Source organism: Alistipes sp. An116, from assembly GCF_002161005.1.
Lineage (GTDB): Bacteria > Bacteroidota > Bacteroidia > Bacteroidales > Rikenellaceae > Alistipes > Alistipes megaguti.
This window is the reverse complement of record NZ_NFLR01000025.1, coordinates 1-23559: the sequence shown is the minus strand read 5'-3', so window position 1 is coordinate 23559 and position 23559 is coordinate 1. Positions and strand designations below refer to the sequence as shown.

Annotated in this window: 19 protein-coding genes and 1 pseudogene; 1 reads left to right on the top strand and 19 read right to left on the bottom strand. The window is 41.6% G+C overall.

Features of this window, described 5'->3' with window-relative positions:
• Window positions 1–14: 14 nt before the first annotated feature.
• From B5E60_RS12250 to B5E60_RS12170, 17 genes and pseudogenes are all read right to left on the bottom strand, one after another.
• Window positions 15–1352 (bottom strand): Coenzyme F420 hydrogenase/dehydrogenase, beta subunit C-terminal domain, encoded by a 1338-nt coding sequence (locus B5E60_RS12250; RefSeq protein WP_087312035.1) that lies wholly within the window; start codon window positions 1350–1352, stop codon window positions 15–17.
• Window positions 1349–2284, bottom strand: a complete 936-nt coding sequence (locus B5E60_RS12245; RefSeq protein ID WP_087312033.1) for a glycosyltransferase family 2 protein — start codon at window positions 2282–2284, stop codon at window positions 1349–1351. Before B5E60_RS12245 ends, B5E60_RS12250 begins: the two co-directional genes overlap by 4 nt.
• Window positions 2250–3170, bottom strand: coding sequence for a hypothetical protein (locus B5E60_RS12240; RefSeq protein WP_087312031.1), 921 nt, complete (start codon window positions 3168–3170; stop codon window positions 2250–2252). Before B5E60_RS12240 ends, B5E60_RS12245 begins: the two co-directional genes overlap by 35 nt.
• A 3-nt stretch (window positions 3171–3173) precedes the next feature.
• Window positions 3174–4418 (bottom strand): MBOAT family O-acyltransferase, encoded by a 1245-nt coding sequence (locus B5E60_RS12235; protein ID WP_239403339.1) that lies wholly within the window; start codon window positions 4416–4418, stop codon window positions 3174–3176.
• 86 nt (window positions 4419–4504) lie between these two features.
• Window positions 4505–5743: an O-antigen ligase family protein gene (locus tag B5E60_RS12230; protein WP_342394929.1), complete on the bottom strand. Its 1239-nt coding sequence runs from the start codon at window positions 5741–5743 to the stop codon at window positions 4505–4507.
• 99 nt (window positions 5744–5842) lie between these two features.
• Window positions 5843–6961, bottom strand: a complete 1119-nt coding sequence (locus tag B5E60_RS12225) for a glycosyltransferase family 4 protein (protein ID WP_087312025.1) — start codon at window positions 6959–6961, stop codon at window positions 5843–5845.
• A 2-nt stretch (window positions 6962–6963) separates the two neighbouring features.
• Entirely contained in the window at window positions 6964–8001 is a 1038-nt protein-coding gene (locus B5E60_RS12220; RefSeq protein ID WP_162611638.1) for a GNAT family N-acetyltransferase, read from the bottom strand.
• 1 nt (window position 8002) lies between these two features.
• Complete coding sequence (locus B5E60_RS12215; protein ID WP_204246478.1) at window positions 8003–8731, bottom strand: PIG-L deacetylase family protein; 729 nt, start codon at window positions 8729–8731, stop codon at window positions 8003–8005.
• Between the two features lie 95 nt (window positions 8732–8826).
• A complete protein-coding gene (locus tag B5E60_RS12210) occupies window positions 8827–10050 on the bottom strand; it encodes a glycosyltransferase (RefSeq protein ID WP_087312021.1) in 1224 nt (407 codons plus the stop codon).
• Window positions 10047–11213 carry a non-hydrolyzing UDP-N-acetylglucosamine 2-epimerase gene (wecB, locus tag B5E60_RS12205; protein WP_087312019.1) on the bottom strand — a complete coding sequence of 389 codons (1167 nt, stop codon included), beginning with the start codon at window positions 11211–11213 and terminating at the stop codon, window positions 10047–10049. The genes B5E60_RS12210 and wecB overlap by 4 nt, the downstream gene beginning before the upstream one ends.
• Before the next feature lie 15 nt (window positions 11214–11228).
• Window positions 11229–12239, bottom strand: coding sequence for an acyltransferase family protein (locus B5E60_RS12200; protein WP_087312017.1), 1011 nt, complete (start codon window positions 12237–12239; stop codon window positions 11229–11231).
• Entirely contained in the window at window positions 12215–13405 is a 1191-nt protein-coding gene (locus B5E60_RS12195; protein ID WP_087312015.1) for a polysaccharide pyruvyl transferase family protein, read from the bottom strand. The genes B5E60_RS12200 and B5E60_RS12195 overlap by 25 nt, the downstream gene beginning before the upstream one ends.
• Entirely contained in the window at window positions 13402–15147 is a 1746-nt protein-coding gene (locus B5E60_RS12190; RefSeq protein WP_087312013.1) for a thiamine pyrophosphate-binding protein, read from the bottom strand. The genes B5E60_RS12195 and B5E60_RS12190 overlap by 4 nt, the downstream gene beginning before the upstream one ends.
• Window positions 15148–15182: 35 nt before the next feature.
• Window positions 15183–16205: an acyltransferase family protein gene (locus B5E60_RS12185; RefSeq protein ID WP_087312011.1), complete on the bottom strand. Its 1023-nt coding sequence runs from the start codon at window positions 16203–16205 to the stop codon at window positions 15183–15185.
• A 41-nt stretch (window positions 16206–16246) separates the two neighbouring features.
• Window positions 16247–17788, bottom strand: a complete 1542-nt coding sequence (locus B5E60_RS12180) for an oligosaccharide flippase family protein (protein ID WP_087312009.1) — start codon at window positions 17786–17788, stop codon at window positions 16247–16249.
• Between the two features lie 50 nt (window positions 17789–17838).
• Complete coding sequence (locus B5E60_RS12175) at window positions 17839–18993, bottom strand: MraY family glycosyltransferase (RefSeq protein WP_087312007.1); 1155 nt, start codon at window positions 18991–18993, stop codon at window positions 17839–17841.
• A 123-nt stretch (window positions 18994–19116) separates the two neighbouring features.
• A pseudogene (locus B5E60_RS12170) lies at window positions 19117–20236 on the bottom strand (transcriptional regulator).
• 560 nt (window positions 20237–20796) lie between these two features.
• On the opposite strand from B5E60_RS12170, the gene B5E60_RS12165 reads away from it, so the two are divergent.
• On the top strand, window positions 20797–21582 hold the full coding sequence (locus tag B5E60_RS12165; RefSeq protein WP_446698004.1) for an SDR family NAD(P)-dependent oxidoreductase: 786 nt from the start codon (window positions 20797–20799) through the stop codon (window positions 21580–21582).
• A 542-nt stretch (window positions 21583–22124) separates the two neighbouring features.
• Here the strand turns inward: B5E60_RS12165 and B5E60_RS12160 are convergent.
• Together B5E60_RS12160 and B5E60_RS12155 are read right to left on the bottom strand one after the other, a co-directional pair.
• Entirely contained in the window at window positions 22125–22709 is a 585-nt protein-coding gene (locus B5E60_RS12160; protein WP_143260758.1) for a hypothetical protein, read from the bottom strand.
• An 18-nt stretch (window positions 22710–22727) separates the two neighbouring features.
• Window positions 22728–23213 carry an RNA polymerase sigma factor gene (locus tag B5E60_RS12155; protein WP_087312003.1) on the bottom strand — a complete coding sequence of 162 codons (486 nt, stop codon included), beginning with the start codon at window positions 23211–23213 and terminating at the stop codon, window positions 22728–22730.
• Window positions 23214–23559: the final 346 nt, after the last annotated feature.

Genomic DNA, 23559 nt, shown 5'->3' with positions numbered 1-23559 from the left:
GACGATTTGATTCATCATTTGAATAGTCTCTTGATTATTAGATTTAATTTGTTTAATGTCAACCCAATAAGTAATTTATTCCCATATCTCTTTTTAAAAGTCGCATTAAACTGCCTATAGTTTCGACCTGATTCGAACCACAGTCTGTCAGAATTTATCGATATATCGTATTTAATACGATATAAATACTTTTCAAGGAAATTCGGTTTCGATAATATTCCAACTCTTTTGAGTGGAGTATTCTTAAATTTTCGTTTAGAACAAATAATAGACTCACAAATACCTTCTCGCTTGTTCTTAACTACAGAAGCTTGACTTTCAACAATCCGGTCGATATTTATTGGATGTACAGTTTCAATCTTCGCAATTATCTCATCAAGTTCCTTATTCCGCGTAACTACTAAATTTTCTCCTTTATCCGAATTCTTGTACTCTGGTAACCAAGCATCCATAAAGGCGATATCTGCCGTTTCTGCGAATATATCATCACACAGGTTGCAGGCTGGAACCGTGAATAATTTATAGGAACATTCCTTCGCATAGGAGGAAAATGTTATCTCTTTTTCCAAACCATTTGTTCCAAATAACTGCACACCAAAATTCCCATTCGGCCGATTTTCTTTCTTGGTTCGGAAAATTACGCCAGATAGTTTATGCACATTATTTTTAGAGGCTAAATAGTCAATAAAATTATTCGACTTTTGTTGTCCACAAACAATACCAATAATATATTTAAGTTTTCCCTTTAACATGGGACTATATTGAACTGCATTTCTTAAAGCCTTTGAAGTACATGGCAAAGCGACTACAGCTACTTTTTGAATTGAATCGTCTTTCAAAATAGCATTTATAGCCTGATTGATGTTTATGATTGAATAAACTGACCGAGAATATCGATATACATCATCCGCACTATGACACAACTGATAGCTAAAAAATGGAGGTGTATTTACTCTCCCTGCTAATACTGCCGTATCAATTAAGCCCTCAGCAAGAAGATGTTCCAACAAATATGACAACAACCCTCCAGAGGCACAATTAATTCTTTTTTGCTCTAAAGGATGGTACCCGACATAGCAACCAAGGTAATACCCAACGTCCTTACAATAATTAGGATGAACACTTTGAAAAAGACGATCCGACAAAGTATTCTCATCCTTTGCCTGATTGGAGAAAGGACAAACAGAACTGCAAATTGAGCATTTTTCCAGGCATTTATTGTCATTCTCAAACACAGACAATTGGTTATATTCATTCTTCACTATACGCAAATGGTTGACAGGGCATGCAAAAACACAGACACCACAACCAATGCAACAGTTCTCAGAAGAAACAATATTTGTGATGTTCATTTTCTTAATTTAGCAACTTGATATAATATGAAGCGTAGAACAGGCAAGGGGAGAAAATTCAGAATATTCCAAAGGACAACTTTTTTATCAGGTTTAACAAATTTGCAGATTTGGGTATATTCATAACGAGCTTCATTCTTCATACCCAACCGTACAAATGTGACCATTCGCATTTTATGCCACAAGGCGATAATCTTTTTTAATGCCGGGTCGTCACAAGCAAGCGTTAATTGCTCATAGAGTTTTCCGACAGTATCATTTTTATCAGGTGCTCGTCTTGGAATAACCAGTTGCTTTTGACTCCTAAAATTATAAACAGCAACGACCTGTTTTGAAAATGCAATTTTATAATATACGGCCAATCTCGCCCATGTTATTAGATCTTCACCCAATGTAACTCCGACCGGGAATCCACCAATAGCCTGAAGAACATTTTTTCTAATCATAACAGCAATGGTACATAAAGGCGGATGTGAGCAACTGGCAACTTCAAAATAATTGATTAAGATTCCATCCTCTCCTACAAATGGCAACTTGTGAATATTCGTCGGCGTTACGTTTCCTTCAGCATCATGAAATTCATAATTGCAGGCAAAAACGCTGCATTCAGGATATTTCTGGGAAAGATGATATTGTGTTGCTAGATACTCGGATTTCCATTCATCATCAGCATCCAGGAATGCAATCAACTCACCCTTTGCTTCTTCAACTCCTCGATTCCGAGCAGCAGACACACCTGCATTCTGTTGATTAATCAACCGGATACGAGCATCATGGATTTTTTCGACTTCGGCTACGCTATTATCCGTAGAACCATCATTTACAATTACAATCTCATAATCAGTGAAAGTTTGATTTAATACGGTCTGTAGTGTAGACGCAATGCTCTTCTCTTTGTTATAAAGAGGAATTACAACGGATATCTTGGGCATGGTTTAACGATTGAAATTTCTTTACCAACACGGAATTGATGACTTGCTGCCCTTCGACATTCAAATGGATAGGATCAAAAAGCAAATCATATTTCTCCGAGAATTCCGGATTCAGATCCCAATAATAAACGTAGGTTGAATCAACCTTGCTTTGAAGATAAGAGCTGAACTTTTGATACTTCTCGGGCTCATATTCGTTCAAAATTTGCGCAATCGGGGTATTTACTAATATCGTAATGATTCCTTTTTGCCTCAACAACGTCAACGTATTCTCAAAATCCGCCATCAAGTCTGTTTCGAAAGCGATATGTCGCTGTTTCCCATCCTTTATTTGTTGACGCAAATTTTCTACATCGAGTTGACCTATTTTATAATTGCTCCAATCTTGTCTCCACCCCCGAATGGAACTATTCAAGAGAGCATCCGAATACCGAGTCGAACAAATCAGTTTATGCAGCCAATAATCATAAGCAGACGTCGATTCCCTGATATAGGAGTCAATAGTTTTATTATCCATAAAAGGATAAAATAACTTATAGGAGTTCTGACTCAAACCCTTTCCTGTAAACATGAACTGGTCGACTCCATAAATCACATATTTCAAGGAATCACTATAGGGCAGCGACAGAAAATGCTTCAACATGACATAGCGATCAGCCACATTGACTCCTTCTCGGCAATACTTCGAAACCTTTACTCCGGTTTCGCGCTCAAACTTGGATTTATCAACAGCCAGCATCAGATGAGAATGTCCCAGAAACAGCACTTCCGAATGTTGATTCAATCCAAAATAACGATATAATCCTTGGTTGATAATAAACCCGATTCCTCTGTCAATACCAATAAACAAGAGGATCAGCAACACTATCTTGACAATCGTTCTCATGTGTCAGAATTGAAAATAGACGAATTGATCGCTGGACACCCCAAATAAACAGATTCCAAATACCAGCAGCATATACTCCAGAATGTGCTTTTGAGGAAGCTTCTGCTTGTACATCAAATACTCTCGAACAATAAAAAGTACCAACAATACAATAGTCAACAATGTACTAAACGTTGAACTTCCCCAGTTAATCGGCGAGATAATATCCGTACAAATCGTACATATGACATTCCACGCCGTTGCACTATCTTCAATTCGGAAAAAGATCCAGGCGAATGTCACCATAATAAAGACTAACACCTGATTGAGCAAATTAGGATGCTTTATCTTGCAGAAGTGCTCGATCAAATAAAGCACAGCGTGTATCAAGCCCCACAACACAAATCCCCAGGTTGCCCCATGCCATATGCCGCTCAACAGGAAGACCGTTGATATATTCAGAATCCATCGAGCTTGTTTCACCCGATTGCCACCCATTGAGAAATAGACATATTCGGTAAACCAGGAGGTCAACGAGATATGCCACCTGCGCCAGAATTCTTTCATTGTGTTGGCAAAATAGGGGAAATTGAAATTCTTCATAATATCAAATCCCATAATCTTGCCACTACCGATTGCCATATCGGCATACCCGCTGAAATCACAATATATCTGAAAACTGTAGAACAAGGCCGCTAAAGCCAATGTACTTCCGGTCTGCCCTGCAGGAGCTGCATATACAGCGTTTACAAATTCGGCCAGTCTGTCGGCAATAACAACTTTCTTGAATAACCCCCAGATAAACAAACCAATACCCGAGAAGACAATTTCTGATGTTATAACGGTCGGTTGTTTTAATTGGGGGATTAAATTCCGAGCCCGTTCAATAGGGCCGGACAATAGGGTCGGAAAAAAAGCGATGAACAAGGCGACATTCAACAGATTCTTTTCCTCTACAATTTTCCCTCTATAAATATCAATGGAATATGACAACGCCTGGAACGTAAAGAAGGACAAGCCAACTGGGAGTATAATGGATGTGTCTACAATATAGGCATATTTGAAAACAACCAGAATTGCCAAGGACAATACAATACCAGCAGTTACCGGAATCTTTGCATTTTTATGCTTTTGCCGGGCATATGAAATCCATCGACCACACCCATAATTTACCAATGTCGTATAGACAAGCAAAAGGACAAACCATATATGCAGTTGTGCATAAAATACATACGACGCAACGAGCAGCAGAAAATTTCTGATCTGCAACGTCCTGGTCCGATTCGTCAGCAATACGAGGACAAAGACGAGGCATAAGAAGAAGATATATCCTGGTGAGTTAAAAAACATGACAACTACCTATTTTTCATTTTGTACTTTGCCATCATACCCAACATCATTCCATAAAAGCCACATGGATAAGATATCGTAGCCATAGAATAGTTGATTACATTATCAGTCATCATCGTCAATAAGACGCCAGCCATTGAAGATCCGGCAACGATTGCGCACATTCTAATTCCTTCGTGATATTTATGACTCTGATAAACGACAAAACAATGGAAAATCAAAAATAGAAAACTACACCCAAATAGAATTAGACCAATCAAACCATTATCACACAGCATCTGAACATAGTCACAATGGACGATTCGAATTGTTCCGAACGGATGTCGAAGGGCATAAAATGTTTCTTGCAGATTTCCTGTTCCCGTCCCTATTAACTCTCGACCATGATAGAATCGATCTAACGACCATTCCCACATCGCAAAACGTCCATTTGAGTCAATATTATCTGTCGAAAGTTCTCCGCTTTCTAGTTGTGAAACACTGGCACTACTTGAATCAACAAACATTTTCTCCCTTACAGACGGAATTGCAAATACAGCAACTACAAATAATAAGATAAAACCATAAATTATCGGTAAAGACTTTAATCTATATTTAAAAATAAAAAATACCATAAAAGCCAATGTCGTTCCCATTATACTAGTCCTAAATACCCAAAGGAAACATGGTAAAATGAAAAGAATAGTATAATAAATATTACTCTTTTTGTAACGAGTTCCTTTAGTATAAGCGATCATCGCCAACGAAAACATACATATTGATATATGATTAATCGCTTTGGCTGGAGCATACCAAAATACTCCGGGAACAAGTTTCCCTATGAATGGAATAAACGAGAACGCAATTGATATTAACGCCACCATCCGAGCTCCAAGACCTGCTTTGAGAAAAACCTCCGTATCCCGCACAGCAGCTGATGCAAACAGCATAATTAGCAAAGGATAGATATATTTCAAGATTACCCGGAATCCATAGTCTGGTGCTGGACTATAGGTCAATCCAATGACAAGCCATAAAAGATATATTACATAAACAATAGACGCAGAAGTCCATTGAGTCTTACGTTTACAGACAAATAATAATCCCAATAAACAAAAAAGCTCCAATACAAACAATCGGACTGCCATCAAGTCAAGTCCTCCAGGAGCAGAAAATGCCAAAAGGCCTGTCGAGAATGTCAATATCCAAAATCGTTCAGGACCATCCAACCACATCCTCCGATGCTTGTCCAGCGGATATTTCATGGATCCCGACGATGTCAGCCATTTGTAGCCAACAATTGTAATAATCAGAAAATATAGATAATTCAGTACGTACATATTCCCGATAACGCGGCGATCTATCTATTCAGTAATTCGTCTGTATAGATTATTGAACAATACACTGAATCGATCAAATCCAAATCGTTTCACATAAGTAATCGCTTGAGCAGAGTATTGACACCACAACTCCGGCGACTCACAAAGATAGATAAGTTTCGACGCTAAATCATCAATATTCTCCGATTCATGCAATAATCCGACCTCACCTTCACGAACAACCTCCGGGAGACCACCGACACGAGAAGCCACAACTACGCATCCTCGAGCCATTCCTTCAATAGCAGTTAAGCCAAATCCTTCGCTGCGTGATGGCATCAGCAAGATATCAATTCGGTCATAATAGTGCGTCAAAGCCTCCTGAGGTTGGCGTCCGACGAACTCTGCTGCTTCGGAAAAACCTGCAGCTTGAGCTTGTTGTTCCATCTGCCCGCGCAGTGTGCCATCTCCAATAACCAGCAATCGTACTTCCGGATGAGCGACCTTAACCTTTGCAAAAGCCGGCACAACCAAATCCATTCCCTTGATTGACTCCAATCGACTGACTACACCAATGGTAACTGGCCGATTGGCCGTACGAGGTTCCTGAATTACGGGAAGACTTGCCGGGAGTGCATTATAAATGGTGAAATGATTGCGCTTTTTCAAAGGATAGTGCTCATCATAAAGTTGAGAACTACCAAAGAACGAACGTTCAGCCAATTCCGTAATACAAGTGAACGCTCTTACACAATGCCGCTGTATAAAATGAACTAACGTCAGACTTGGGTAGATATCTGCTGCCGTATGGGCTGTTGTGAGAATTTGGCGCATGCCCAACAGACGCAACAGCAAAATAGGGATTGCTCCCGGAGCCATATATTGAACATGAGCAACATTAGGTTTGTACCGTTTCAGAATAGAACGCAATCCTTTATACAGAAACAGAATGCCTCTCCAGCCTCCAATTCGTACACCATTGGGGCTCATGCATACGACTTCACTGCCCGCCTTTTGAAAACGAGAAACCATATCGTCGCAGTGCTCAAAATAACAAGCGGTCACCACCCGATGACCTCCAGCCACCAAAGTCCGTATGAGATTCAATGTTTGCACCTCTGTACCTCCAGTCATCAGACATGGAATACAAATAAGAATAACCACCTCTACCTCAATTTTGAAATAATCTTTTCGATACCATTCTTTATTTCACTACCAAGGGACTGATTGTTAATCGTTAGAGAATTAACATAATCTAATCCGTTAGAGAATCCTTGTTTATAATTTTCCTCACCTCTTAAATGATCAAAAATCTTATAACCTTTTTCTATAGCTCGTCTAATCAAGAAATACAAGTGAATTTTTGTAGGAGATAAATTGGAATAGGAATGGTCGCCGGCTGGCATATAGTAATAATAAACACCATCGTACTCGAAGCCTAAATGCCATGCGACAGCAACCCGCCCAATATTTAAAGACGAAAAATGCACAATGCTATTCAGCCCTTCGACAAGCATATTTTGATGAAAATATGGTGCTTTATAAGCATGAGGCCAGCGTAATGAGTGTTCTTGGATAAACTTTTGAAAAGTTATTTTTGCCTCATCAAAAAAGCTATATTCCTTTAAAGACACCTCACCAATTTCATTCATGCGGCGAATTTGTCTCCTAATATCCCCTCTTAAACTGGACTTAAAGAACATCAGGAGTTGATCTTCATTTTGTATGTTCGATAAATTCAGATAAGGGCACGGCTCATTTCTATGCCAATTTTCATCTTTATATACTAAATGTTCCTTAATTCCATCAATGATTACTTTGTCAAAATCATAAGTTTTCAGTAAGGAGACCAGTTCATTCCAAAAAAGTCCGACATCTGAAGGCATGACCCGAAATATAGGATCATGATAATCATAATCAGAAAAACCTACAGGAAGAGCTATTTTCAGCCATATATGTTTCCAGTTTCTCCGCCATACAATCATCGGAAAGAAGACCTCGTTTCCAGAATCAGCGTCTACGCCACTAATAAAAAAGGGAGTCATGTTACGCAGTGGAGAATAAGTTTCAATCCAAGCTTTTACCAAAGTCGGATGATAAAAGACATGTGAAGTTAGAGAAGTATCTAAAAGATTCTTCCACCATGCAACATATTGAGGGCTAGATATAGTATTCCAGTCATTACAAATATTAAATGTCCACATTTTATTCCATCTTAAAATAGAGTTCCTTCTTCCAACGATTGGCCCGAACAAACACATCCGGGAGCACTCCGCTCCAAGGTTTTCCGCACGGAGCCTTCGGCAGGACATACGCGTCAATAGCCCGATTTTTCATCCGGTGCTCTTGCGAAGTCATGGCCAGAATGTGCGCATTCTTCCAGTCTATATTCCATATGTTATAGAACCAGAACCATACACAATACGCATACAACTCCACCTTGGACGTTTTGCCAACAAGTTTCCGGACAATCGTCCCGGCTGCCAAATGATCGCTCCAACCCTCACCTCTATGTGGGACAAAAATCACATCAGGCTGTAATTCCTCGATTAGGTTCTTTAACTGACCGGTTTCCGGGCAATCATATGAGATACTGCCATCCGGATAATTGAGAAAGTGAAGATTGTCAAGCGGAAGCCCCAGAATACCGGCTGCTTTGCGAGACAAATTTCGGCGCGAATCAATCAACAACGACTCTTCAATCTGACAACAAGCTGCATGGCTTTTCCCTCCGCCTGACAGAATAACGACATCGACTCGTTTCTCTTCTCGCAATAAACGTTGAATCAAACCGGAACAACCCAAGACTTCATCATCCGGATGCGGAGCAACAATGAGGATTCGACTCCATGATTGTATAGATAACTTATGTATTATAGTCAATACTCCATGAAGTACAATTATTCGCCAATATCGTATTAAAGATTTAATCATATATTACATTTCGAAGCCATACGATTCTTTCTCAAGTAAAGCTTAAATAAGAAAGCATAAAACTAAAATCGCAAATATTTATATAGGGATATTATCTATTTATTGACCATTTCAATATATTGATTAACCACACGTCTTGGCGCAAATTGCTCATACATTTTATTTGATGAGATTGTAGACAAAACCCCATTTTTCCATAAATCAATCAATTGAATAATCGCGTCTTTAATTGATTGAGCATCTGTATTATCTGCCAGGATACCACCACCGTAGTTTTTTATCATATTATTTGCAAAACCATCAGTTGGGGAAATAGCAAGGATAGGTAAGCCGGTTTGTGCATAATCAGTAATCTTACTAGCAAAAAAGATCCCCTTTTTTAACTTCGCTTCCAGAAGGACTAATACGTCATATTGCTGTAATTTATTAATTGCTGTAAGATATGAATATCCTCCTATACATTTCACATATTCAACTAAATCATATTTCTGGATTAACTGCTGAGTATAATCATTAATATGGCCCATAATGTGAAACTCAAATCTCGAAAAGCCCTGATTAATAATATCTCTTAAAGCTTGAAACATTAACTCTGGGTCCCGCTCTTTAGAAAGGTTTCCAGAATGACATAAGTAAAACTTATCTTTGTGTGTATCCCGTTCCACTCTCTTAAAAACAGATTCTACCAATCCTATATGCGGAATTATTTCTGTTTTTAGAGAAGCCAATTTAGGAAAGTATGAAGTAAAATGGGATTCAAGAGTATCTGAAGGGAATGTTATATAATCTGCAGATTGAAGCATCTTTCGGACATATTTAAGAGCTTGGTTCTGCTTACAACGTGAATAGTGATGAGTGTAAGGCTCCGGCCAAATTGCATCAGCAGGGTCATTCCAGTTTGCGATCCATTTAATCCCGGTATCTTTTCTCAATTTATAACCAACAAGATGAGTCAGATCATTAGGAGACCGAGTTAAAACAGCATCATAAGAATTCTGAGACATAAGTTGTTGAGCCTGTTCATATGCTCTTCTTACCCACCTTATTCCAGATGAAAAGTATCCCATTTTAAGGCTTGAATAAATCACATCACAGAACTGATCAATACGTGAGCCTCCATATTGAGTTTGGTATGTATTGGGGCGAAGTTGATTCCAAGGAGCATGCCATTGATCATCATATATTGGTCCCTCATCTTTTTTAGAAATTACATCTACTACTATGCCAGATTTTTTTAAGGCCAGAACAAGTTTTGCATTACACAGATTCTCAGAGAAAAGATAGGGAAGATACCCTGAAGCGATCATTAATAACCTCATATAAGAGTTGTATTAGATAAAAAATGCACTATTCTCTCACAAGCTTTACCATCACCATAAGGATTCACGGCCTTACTCATTTTAGTATAATAATCATTGTCTTCAAGAAGTGATGATGTTTCAAGTATAATCTTATTATAATCAGTTCCAACTAGTTTAACAGTGCCAGCAACTAAAGCTTCAGGCCGTTCGGTTGTATCACGCATAACCAAAACCGGCTTTCCTAAACCAGGGGCCTCTTCCTGTATTCCTCCACTATCAGTCAATACAATAGAAGATTTTTCCATTAAGTATACAAAACTTAAATACTCCAAAGGTTCAATAAAGAACATATTGTCCAAATGCGTCAAATCCTCTCCAAAAACTTTATGTATAGGATTACGTACATTAGGATTTAAGTGCATGGGATATACAAAATCCACATTAGGATACTTATGGGTTAGGTGTTTAATAGCAAAACAAATACGAATAAAACCATCACCAAAATTTTCTCTCCGGTGTCCCGTTATAAGTATTAACTTCTTGTTAGTATTTAAACGATCAACATTGTATCCAGCCTCACACAATTCCCGTTTAAGACGAGCATCCAACGCTGCGTCATTTTTAATCTTTTCAACGACACTATATAAAGCATCAATTACAGTATTTCCCGTCACAATAATTTTTTCTTCAGATATACTTTCCCTCAACAGATGCTCTTTGCTTAATGGGGTTGGTGCAAAATTATATGTTGCAATACGACCTGTCAATTGCCTATTAATTTCTTCGGGCCATGGTGAATAAATATTGTATGTACGAAGACCAGCCTCAACATGTCCAACTGGAATTTGCTTATAATATGCGGCTAATGCTGCTGCCATAGAGGTTGTAGTATCACCATGTACAAGGACTATATCAGGACTAGTCTTATCTAGAACGTCTCTCATGCCTAATAGAACGCGAGTTGTGACATCATAAAGATCCTGCCCTTGCTTCATGATATTAAGATCATAATTGGGGCATATATCAAAAATCTCAAGCACTTGATCAAGCATCTCTCGATGTTGTCCCGTAACGCAAACTATTGTTTCAAAATCATTTGATTCAGACTGAAAATATTTAACCAAGGGACACATCTTAATAGCTTCTGGGCGAGTTCCAAAGACTAATAATACTTTTTTCATAGTCAAAATGCTAAATTATCCTATCAATAGTTTCCCAAATTTTGTTTTTAGCGTTACCCACGACAAACCCAATGATATCATCAGAGTCGCAATAAATAATCCCAAAGGAAATAGTATCGTATGAGAGATAGCCCAGTTCGTAAGAGGAAATATATGCTGCATTGTTTGTGACACCAAATATAGAGCTATCCAATTATGAAAAATATAAATTCCATAGCTGTAATTACTAAAATCTTCTAAATATTTGGTAGCTGTCAGATTTTCCCAATGAATATTATGGATAATATACCAAACAGCCAAGACTCCCATACATTGACTTAACAGACTATACCAATGTAAATCCATGTATTCGGTTGGATATGCGATTTGAATAAAAAGGTATATGGCGAGACAAACATACACAAATTTAAACCGGGCAAAAAAATGTTCTACCGTATTTCTATATTGAAAAATAAACATTCCCATATAAAACCAACACGACCAAATTGGCAGTCCGTTTATACAAAGTAACTTGAAGGATAATTTAGGAAACAAGGAGACTGCTAATAAAACAGTCAATAAAACCAAGCTCTGGTATAACTTTAGTTTGAACAAATAGCGACGGACTAACCAAGATATTACAAAACACCAAAATAGAACAGGTAAGAACCACAAATGCCAAAATGCCCCCCAAACAAGAGGCTGTGGGTTAAAACCTCTACCTGTTGTAATTAGCATTATATATCCAAAAATAAAATATGGGAGCAAAACTCGTTGCACCTTATTTTTCAGTAAATTCCCAAATGTAGAATATTTACCCTTTTGAAGGAGATAAACAAACAGATAACCGGATATAAAAAGGAATAATGGCATCGCAATATTAATCAGTCCACATTGAACCACCCGAAAATACATTGAAGCATAAATATCTTTAGAGGCGGGGAAATGATTTGCATACATCATTCCATACACATGAAAAAAAACGACGCAAACTATTGCGAATGTACGCAATATAGCGATATCTATAAGTTTCTGCTTTGTCGGCATGATTCGATAGTTGAGTTTAATGACAAATTCAAAAACTCCAAAGCTTCATTCTGCTTATCTGCTTTTATTTTATTTACTCGCTCAAAATCAATCGGATAAGTAAGCAGCTCATGTGTAATCTCTGCTTTTGAATATATGAGACGATCTTCGAGACCAAATAATTTTAGAACAGATGTAAAACGGCTAAGCCCACGACTCTTATTGGCGATAGTTATGAATGGTTTATTGAAGATAATAGCAAAAACAGTTCCATGAAATGAATCAGTAACAATAAAGTCAGCATCCATATAAGCTCTTAACCAAGCTGTCACGGGTGCATAAATACATTCATCAAAGTGTTTGGGTCCAACCTGATAAAATAAGGCTGTCGGCATAATTGAGAACGGTCGAAGATTCAAGTCTTTTGCCACTTCTTCCGACATCTCTTTTTTTTCTTCTGAACTGTCCAAAAAATAACAAAATAGATTATCAGAGAATCGAGGCTCATTCTCTCGTTCTACTAAATTGATATAATCCTCTTTCTGAAGCAATAAGGTCGGATCCAAGACTTGTTTTGCATCTATACCAAAATATCGTTTACACAGATCAATTCCATCATCTTCTCGTACTGAAACAGCATCAAATTGCCTTAACAAGGAGGCACATATACGTGTTTGCACATCTGAAAACTCCCATTCTGAAACGCCAAAAGATGCCGCATATGCAATACGCTTAACATCCATACCTTTCGTAAAGTCTAGAAAGTAATTATATATGGCATTGAGGCCATAAGAATAGCGAGGACGCCAAACCTGATCACTCCCTACAATATAGGTGTCAAAGCCATATTTTTGCAACTTATCTTTTTTGTTGGAGTAGATTGGCTTGGTCGTGACAATATACTTATCTTTAAAATAATCTGTATGCTGATTAATGCGTTGTATATCTTGAGATGTACTATAAAACACATTTGTCAGTTTTGTCATCAAAGGGCCAATAAAGTGAATAATAAGCGATTTTACTGATTTTACACATCGAGCCCACAATGAAGCATTTCGCCGACGATCTTCTGTCCACACTTTATGCCCCAATCGTTTTAAGACTACTTGTAAGGCATACGCCTGCAATAAACCTCCGTAGCCATTACTTAATGGCTGAGTCAATATGCATATCCGTCTTTCTCTCATTTCAAAATTTTTCTAATAATCGATGTTCCCTTTTCTCCTAATGCCGATTTAATTTTTTGCTTAATTACAATATTTGAGTCACATAAGATATTATACATCATCTTTAAAGCATCACTCTCATCTACATTGGAAGTAAAAATCTCAAATAGCATCGGTTTATCGGTGAACTGAGGGGAAACAAACCGATCCAAATTTCCCAAGAATTCATCTTTATTACTAGCCGACATATACTCATATCCCAAATCTTCTGCGTAATGTTTGACTAGTCGATGGGATTTATTCCCATAATGCCCGGCAGCCGCAATGTATTGATCAGCAGCATCCCCAAAATCTGCACCATTGTGCCAATAATTACGAAACTCTGTCCCTTTCCCATTGTTAATTAGCAAAAGTCGAACATTATTGCCGACATGGCGATTTCCCAAAACATTTAAATCATAAAAAAAGGCTAAATCACCTACTACCCCGAAATACAATTTCTGAGGATATGCTAAAGAGGCTCCAACCAACGATGATACACATCCATCTATTCCAAATCCACCGGTATTGCAGTAAGCAAATACATCATTAGGTAGCTCAAAAAGATTCCAAGCTCGTAAGGTATTAAGAATACCCAAATGTAGAACAGCCCCGGATGGTAGGCGACTGATAGTTTGTTGTGCGATCCAAACATTGGAATATGGTAAATTATTGGGAATCTTTTTCCTGCAAAGTGCGATCTTTTCTAGACAAGACTCCAAATACCCACAAGACTCGATAGCTATATTTTTATTAGCATAATGCTGAAAGAACTCTCGCTCCGGCATCTCAAATACATAGCTTAAGGTCTTATAATAATCTCGGAGTTCGCCATCTGGACTAACCCGCCAAACGCTACGAGGCCTAAGTCCTATATATGCGCCAGAAATCTCCCCAATATGTATTAAGACATCCATAGTGCACTCTTCGCATACATAATGCTCTTGACTGGCCAACAAAGCAATAGGAACTTTATATTTCCCATTATAACCGCTTGTATGATCACAAAGAACTACAGCATTATAAGTAGCACAGAAAGCATCAATAAGTTGAATATCCTGATCATTAAAAGGCAAATGTGATCCTATGAAAATAGCTATTCGGCCTTGTGGCAAACACGGGAAATCATCATTATAACAAACTCGGCGAATAAAACGAGCTACAGGGAGTTCTTTAATAGAAAAATCACGACTGTACGAAGTGGTCAAATTGATATGAACCGGTCCACCTCCATGATGACGCAGTTCTAGCAAGGCGCGATTTAACCTTATGGTATTGGCCCATTGAGTTTCATCATCCACGGTTAAAGATATATGCTCGCTTAATAATGCTATATCATTTTGGATGATACGACGATCTATAACCTGAGGAATCATTTGTCCTATACGATCAATATTCTGAGTACTTGTGACGGCCAAAATAGGTAATTTGCGATAGTAAGCTTCTGTTAGACCTGGAATATAATTCCGAGAGGCCGTCGCCCCGGTACAACTTAAGACAACCGGTTCTCCTGACTCTGCAGCAAGTCCACATGCAATATAGGCAGCAGACCGCTCATCTACACTCGAATAAATTTCAAAAAAAGGATCAGACTGCAAGCTTCCTACAAACGTAATGTTTGTAGCGCCGGGAGATGCTACAATCTTTTTTATATTATTCTGTTTAAGTAAGGATATCAAAAGTTGAATACTCCCTTCCGCACTATAATATTTAACACCATCCATAATTTAAGACTTTTATCATTCGAGCATAAATGCCATCACAATTGAACGTTCCCCAATTTATTAGCCAATAACAATATCTTATTCCAGCATAGAATACGTATCTGATCAATCAAGATTGCTAAAAGATAAACAAAAACTAAAAAACAAAATATATATAATAAACCACCATTAAAGCCATTAAGTATTTGTATTGTATGTGTGTAATATCTATCTATCACATTAGGATTGCTATGTAATAAATATACGGCAAATGTTGAAGCTGCAATTTTATTTACAAACTTGCTTTGCAGTCTTATTTTAGAAAAACACAGTAATAAATATAAGGAACTAATAACAATTAACGGATTACAATAAGCTTCTATCCTCCAAAATAATGTTAATTTATTTTGACCAATCGCCCAAAAAGACAATAAAGACAAACCAAAACTTATGATAAAATAAATCGAAAAGTCTTTCAACTTAGAAAATAAAAAAACTTTGTGAGGATATAATCTAACATAACGAGCCAATAAATAAAGCCCAATAAACGAAACTACAGAATAACCCAATGAAATAAAATGTGTTGCCTCTGATATACAACCAAATATAGTCTGAAATACAAAGAAGTTAATGAGTACAACTCTCAACTGCCTTTCGGAGGCATTCTCCACAAATGTATTTAAAACAGGAGCTAATATAAATAAGAATAAATAAGCTTTAGGAAACCAATTTATTTTGCGTAGAAATAAACATTCAGCAAGTCCCAAATGACTAATATGAATAATGCCTAAACTTAAAAAGAGGATATAAATTCCACATGAATAAAATAAACATTGAAAAATAAACTTAAACAAGCCTCTTGCAGTATATTTTATACCAAAATATCCCGAAATCAATATAAAAACATTTACACCAACGCTACTAAATAAATCAAACAATGTCAAAATAAAAGTTTGTGCATTTTGACTCTCTGATGGTGCTTCAGGCATACCAATGGCATAAAAACCAGCATGCCGAATTAGCACAAAGAAAATAGCAATAATTCGAAGTAATTCAATATTCGACAATCGCTCAGCCATAAAAAAATAAATCGAGAAAGGAAACGGCTAATTCAACATACTCAATATGAAGATTTATACAAACGCATAAAATTATGAATTTTTGATTTTAGCTTTTCCCTTTCATTATAATCTAGTCCTAATATATAGATTCCAGCCGCAGTCGTCAATGTTCCACCAATTAATATAGCCATTAGGCGAATAAAAGATTGATTCATATTTGTGTATAATATTAAAGGAAGAATTAAAGAGAAAATAGACACAAGAACAATAGGATAAAGAACACTCTTAACAAATATATTTATTGAGAATCCTAATAATTTATGCATAAAAATAAGTCTTATCCAGTTCAAAAGCGCATATATTACAATATATATAACATATGTTATAAATGCAGCACCACCCAATTTATATGCAACCCAAGTAAAGGGAAATACTAAACACCCAATAATAGTGACACATAATTGATAATTGCGAATTTGCCCGGTTGCCATTATTGCAGTTAAACTTGTATTACCCAAAAGAAGCATTGCACTACCAATAAGTGACAAACGCAAAAATAAAGGAGCATATTCAGGTACGTTCCCTAACCATATCTGCAATATTAAGTCTGCCTCAAACTCTATTGGTATTAAAAAGAACATCAGTAAGAAAAACGAAAATTTCGCTCCTCGACAAACTAATGTTTGCATATATTTCAGATCATTTGCTGCATACGATTTTGTGATCTGAGGAGTAATCGCCGTCATGAAATTATTGACAAACTGCATGACCGCCCCTTCAACCTGAGTAACAATTCCCCGAGCAGCATTGAGCGCAACACCAAAGAACAGATTGATCAGAATATTCACTCCTTGGGTATTAAACAGATACGCCGTATTACCGAAGAAGTTCCACCCTGCGTAACCGGTCATCTCTTTAAGAAGAGACCTATCCAAACGCAACCGACCGCTGCACTCTTCGAAATGACGTTTGCAATAACCCCCATAGATAATCCGCAATATCAAAGAGATGAGAGCTAATAGAGCCGAATAAACGATCAGTTTGTCAAAGGGAGAAAAATACAATGTAGCAACAAATAACAATTTCAGCACGACCTCCAATATCCCGATATAGGCAAATATCTTCATGTGCTCATGTGCAATGATGCATGCATTGTACGGGACACTGATTAAACCTACAATGAACGTAAGAATGGATAATTGCAATACCCAATGTGCTGCATACAACCGATCTGTCGGTATATTCAATTTGGCATTCACCAACCATATTCCTATGATTTCCGAAAGCAAAAAAATCAATATGGACAATCCGATCTGAATAGAAACACTTGTAGCAAATATATTTTTCAGTTTTTCAAGATTTCCTTCACCAAGTCCAAACGTAATAAAACGACTGATGGCCCCGGACAATGATCCTGAAAAGATGGAAAACATCGCAATCGTTCCACCAACCACATTGTATATTCCGTAATCATCGACCCCTAAAACCTTTAGTATGATTCTGCTGGTATATAAACTGACCAGCATGGTAAAGGCCGTCCGAATATACAGCAGAACTGTATTTTTAGCGATACGTTGATTTTTCTGGGCAGCAGTCTCCATAGAAGGAATAAAACACGTAGGATATAGGCTCCTATTTGATTCTAAAAATTCTACATCCTGTCCATCTTCTTCTGGAGCCAGAAGAAAATACCCGTACGATTGAGGTGCGTACGGTAACCGATCCGATGAAGCAGGCGAATGAACTTGGTCTTGTGGCGGATGTGCCACTCCATGAAGTTATAGAGCCCCACGGTAATCAGCAGAGAAGCAAAGACTACGATGTACAACTGCACGTCAATCGAGCAGCCCGCCAGGTAGCCGATCCAACCGCACAATACGACAAACAGATTGAGCAGCAGAATGGCCAGCGTCGTGGCGGCATGCGAGCAGCCCAAACGGATGAACATGTGGTGCAGGTGCGTCTTGTCGGGATGGAACGGCGACTTGTGCTTCAGGATGCGGGTAACCATCACGCGGAGCGTGTCAAAGATCGGAACGGCCAGAAGGGCCAGCATGAAGGGAACCAGCCCGACGTGCTTCGGATCGTAAATCTGTCCCACGGAACCGTGCGTCAGCGTCCGCATCACAAAGACCGAGATGACGATTCCCATGACCAGCGTACCACCGTCACCGATGAACATCTTCGAGGTCTTGCCGAACAGGTTGTGGAAGAAGAAGGGGATGAGCGAACCGGCGGCCACCACGGCCAGCATGGCCATCACCCGGTCGCCGACATACCAGAACATCACCCCGAAAAAGAGGCTCGTCAGAATGCAGTAGCCCGACGAGAGTCCGTCTACGCCGTCCATCAGGTTGATGGCGTTGATGATCCCCACGGCCGCAAAGACCGTCAGCGGAATGGCTGCCCAGCGCGGAATCTGATTGATACCCCACAATCCGTGGAAATCGTTCAGGCTGTAGTCTCCGACAAAGATCAGCAGCAACACCGTACCGATCTCGACCAGGAAGCGAAGCCCCGGCGAAAGATCCAGAATATCGTCCAGCGTTCCGGTGTAGAGCATGATCATCATCGCCACAACGACGATGAACAACTCGGAGCAGTCACAACCGATACCGGCAACTCCCAGACCGATGACCGACCCAAAGAAGACGGCAATACCGCCCAACACGGGGACCGGTTTTCGCTGCAGCTTCCGCGCATTGGGATTGTCGACGATGTTCTTGTCAAGGGCAATCTTGACCAGACGCGGATGGATCCAGCTAACGCTTATCAAAGCGATCAGAAAAGCGGCGATGTACAGCATAAGGTAAAGAGATTTCCGATAGCATATCTGTTTCTGTTTTCACAACGGGCCCGCCACTCATACACACGAACTTTCGAGGAGCCGATTCCTGATTCTGCGTGCAAGAGGCATGCCGTTCCGAGGTCAGGGATTCGGCACATGCCCGAACCAGACATCGTGGTCATCGAGCCAGCCGAGCAACCGTGCCTTGTTCTTTTTCAGCGGTTGCTCCCGACGCCATACGTCGATCAAGGCATGCGCCTGATCGTGGTAGAGACAGTTGTTCGTACATCCGTAGAGCGTCACCAGCAGCAGAGCCCGCGACTGTTCGGCGCGGACGATCGGCAGCAGACTCTGGATCATCCCCAGCATCTGCCCGAAACGCTCACGGTCGCCCAGAATGGCATAGGCCGGCAACAGCAGGGCATACAATTTGCAACGCATCACGTCACTCTCGAACTGCAGGCTGCCGTATTGCCGCAGCACCTCCGTGGCCAGCGCCCGATCCTCCGCCGTCACCCCCTCCGGAGAGTGGTAGCGCCGGAGGGCCTCATGAAGCCCCGTCGGAATGCGGTCGCCATTCAGCCGCGTGTAGACGTGGCGGTTCTCGGCATTCAGAGCAACAACCTCATACTGCCCGGGCTCGACCGAGAGCAGCGGGACATACATGCAGTTCTCGACGCAGACCATCACCTCCTTGCGCCCGGCGCCGGGCTGGATGATGACCGTGGCCTCGACCCCCTTGAACTGCCCCTCGGTGATGCGGATGCGGTCGCCCTTCATCAGCCGGTCGGGGCCGGGCGTGTAGACCGGCAGCACGTCAGAGTAGGACTCGGCCACCCAGCGCAGATTGCGCATCGCCTCGTCCGAGAGGTAGGGATAGTACTCACCGTGGGCGTCGCGGACGCGCGGCAGGAAGTTGTATTGGGGAAGGAAACGCTTCATCCGGTAGATCTCGCTTTCGGAAGCGTGGATGAAGACGTAGTTGTAGAGCAGCGGATGGTTCGTGCGGACCAGTTGGCCGTGGCGTTCACGCACCTCGACGTACGACGGGGCAAAGAACTCGAAGAGTGTCTCCCCCCCCCCGCATGCGGCGATCGAGCTCCGCCTGCAAGGCACGGGCCGGATTCCCCTGGTAGTGTCCATGCCGGGACACAGGGAGAACCAGCACATACCAACGGACGGTATGGCTGTTTTTTTGGGTCCGAAGTTGTTGCGTTACCGAATCGGCCCAGTTCCAGGAGTTGCTGTTCGAAACTGCCATGATCTGTTCCACAGGGAGAAAAACGGCCCGCAAACTTCACTTGGGAGCAATACGCAGCCTTGCCAGTAAGCAAACACAATACACTGACACACAATAATTTGGATTTCCATCAAGGGCATTCGTGAAAATTTATCCATTCCACGAAAACCCATAAAAGAGCGGACAGAAATCCGCAAACCGTCCACTCTCTCTCAAGAAATCATACATCACAGAGGCAAAGGTATATAAAATGGGCTGTAGAACCAAAAAATTTTCATGTCAAATTGTTTAAAAACGGCCATTTTCATAAGGTCATTATCTGTTTAATAATCGGAGAATTAAAGACATCACACGCGCGGGAGGGGCTGGGCCAAAGTTTGGACAAATTGAACAATGACGGAATGTGCCCGAATCCGGCACGGGCAATTCCCCCTCTTCATTCGATTCCCGATCCGGTCCCTCCGTACCCCAAATTCAACACTCCACCGATCCATCCGGCCCCATCCATAGTCTGCCGAATAAGGAGCATCCGAGGGACACGCAGCGATCCGTATCCCCCACCGCTAAAAACACCCCGGCGAATTTGCCGCGAAAAGCACCTTTGCACTATCTTTGTGAAAAATCCGAAAACCATGAAAAGACGTGTATTCGTTACCGGCGGCGCCCACGGAATCGGCCGGGCGATTGTCGGGGCATTTGCCCGCCGGGGCGACGAGGTGACCTTCTGCGACATCGATTCCGTCCTCGGCACCCAAACCGCAACCGAAACCGGCGCCCGCTTCTGCGAGGTTGACGTCACCGACGCCCAAAGCCTCGAAGCGTGCATGGAACAGCTCTTCACCGCGCAGGGCGACATCGACATCCTGGTCAACAACGTCGGGATCAGCCTCTTCAAACCCCTCACCGAGCTCTCGATCGAGGAGTTCGACCGCGTTCTGGCTACCAACCTGCGCCCGGCCTTCATCACCTCGCGCCGGCTGGCCCTCCACCGCCAGCAGAACGGCAACCGCAGCTACGGCCGCATCGTCAACCTCTGCTCGACACGCTACCTGCAGAGCGAGGCGGGCACCGAGGCCTACTCCGCCTCAAAGGGCGGCATCTACTCGCTGACCCACGCGCTGGCCGTCTCGCTGGCGCCGCTGCACATCACGGTCAACGCCATCGCCCCGGGATGGATCCACGTCCGCGAGGAGGAGCAGTTGCGCCCCGAAGATCACCAGTTCCACCCTTCGGGCCGCGTCGGCACACCGGAGGACATTGCCCGCACCTGCCTCTTCCTGTGCGACGAGGCAAACGACTTCATCAATGGCCAGACGCTGACCGTCGACGGCGGTGCGACCATCCGCATGATCTATCCGGAGGAGTAGATACAAACGGTCACAACCAAACACATTCGGCCGCATGTAAATCCATCCGGCCGACCCGAAAAATAGAGAAGGCGATGCGGAGATTGTTGATCCGCATCGCCTCCATTTTAGCCCTGTACAACGACTTTTTACGCTTCGATGAAGAATAACATCGAGCCTGGAATATTCGAAATTTTGCCTATTTTGTAGCAGCAAACACCCAATCAGGAGCATCAAAACAGACTGTTGGCGGCAAAAATGGAGGCAAAAGATCTTCGGCCCACCAATTTTTTGAGAGGAAAACGCTTGAAAATCGGCGTCAAGATCCTCTCTCTCCGAAATGACAACGATATTCCTCCGCATCTTGCTTTAAATGCACTCCAAAGTGGGAACAAGCTACCGATGAAGGAGAGGGTAAAGCATCATACCAAGGAGCTTCATCTACGAAGCTCTTCGATATGATGTCCTTTCACGAAAGTCCATTTTCGACGACTACATACCGCACGGCTACCGGCAAACTGCAGATTCTCCGAACTTGCTCCCACCGTTCAGATTGAAATTCGCTACTCTTCGAACTCCTTGAGCAGATCGCCGCAGGTTTTGGTGTGGTGGCGGTATTGCATCCAGGTGATCATGATGGACAAAAGTATCCAGGCAATACCGATTACGATGATTAAGTGGCGATTTGACGAGTTATCGATGCGGGCGAGAAGCTCAACGAAAATATAGGTGATCATCGCAATGCAAGGAATCATACTGACAGCCAAGGCACAGCGGTAGAAACGACGATAGGAGATGATGGCATGAGTGACCGTCCGCGTATCACCATCAAGCAGATAATCCATACGCAATTTGCGGTTGATCCAGACGGTGGCGACAAAATCGATGATCGCCCACAGCGATACCAGCACACCGAACAGTAGCGACCAGTGGGTAGTAATACAGATAATCCAGATGGTGGGCAAGGTCAATACATCAAGTATCATGCGATTGCGAATCCCCTTGCTCACGGTTTGCACCGAACGATGACGTGCTGCTTTGAAAAAACGCCCGTTCAAACGCTCCTGCTGCTTTATCTGTGCCTTGAGTGCGTTGTAACCGGCCTTCAGTGTTTCAAGTTCCTGTCCTACATTACGTTCCATGTCCATAATATATCCTTTTAGGCGTTAGTCATTTTTGAGTCGCTCCTTGATGCGTACCAGCTTGAAGGAGACATTCTTGACCGAGATCGAGATGCCTAGGATGGCACCTGTCTCCTCACAGCTCAACCACTCAAGCCACAACAAGATGACGCTTCGGTCGACAAGTCCCAACTTATTGATCCGCTGATAAAGCTGTCTGATCTGCATCCGTTTTTCGAGGTCACGATCGAATGTGTCCGGTTCCCTCTCCGTCATATGCCTTGTCTGCACGCGTTTACGCTTATTGCTGAAGTTGATATAGTAGTTCAACGCCACACGGTAGATCCACGTTTTTATATCGCTGCGCCCCTCAAACCCATCGTATCCCTGCCATAACCGCAAAAGAATCTCCTGATGCAGATCATCGACATCGTCGGCATCTCGGGAGAACATATAGCAGACCGCATAGATAGTCTGTTCATGCTCCTTGACCAGTTTGGAGAATCGCTGTTCCTTTGTGCTCATCTTCATTCCGTTTACCTGTTAGACAAACAACCGCCCGAAAAACTATACGACAAGTGTTATTTTGTTGAAAAAAGATGGATTGACGCCAAGAGTCAGGAGTACAGCTTAACCAGGCCGAAGCCCCAAGGTCCACACGCCACTCATCACTCGCCCTCTCGGCCCCACCCCAGCTCTCATGCTGTCGCAGGCACACACCAGGACATATCTCCTCGCTCTCTCCGTCCACCCCTGCGGGGGCAGGTTCGCAGCAGGGCACAAAAAAAGGTCAGACCTTACGATCTGACCTTGAAGAGGCGGCTACCTACTCTCCCACGGGATAACCGCAGTACCATCGGCGTAAGTGAGCTTAACT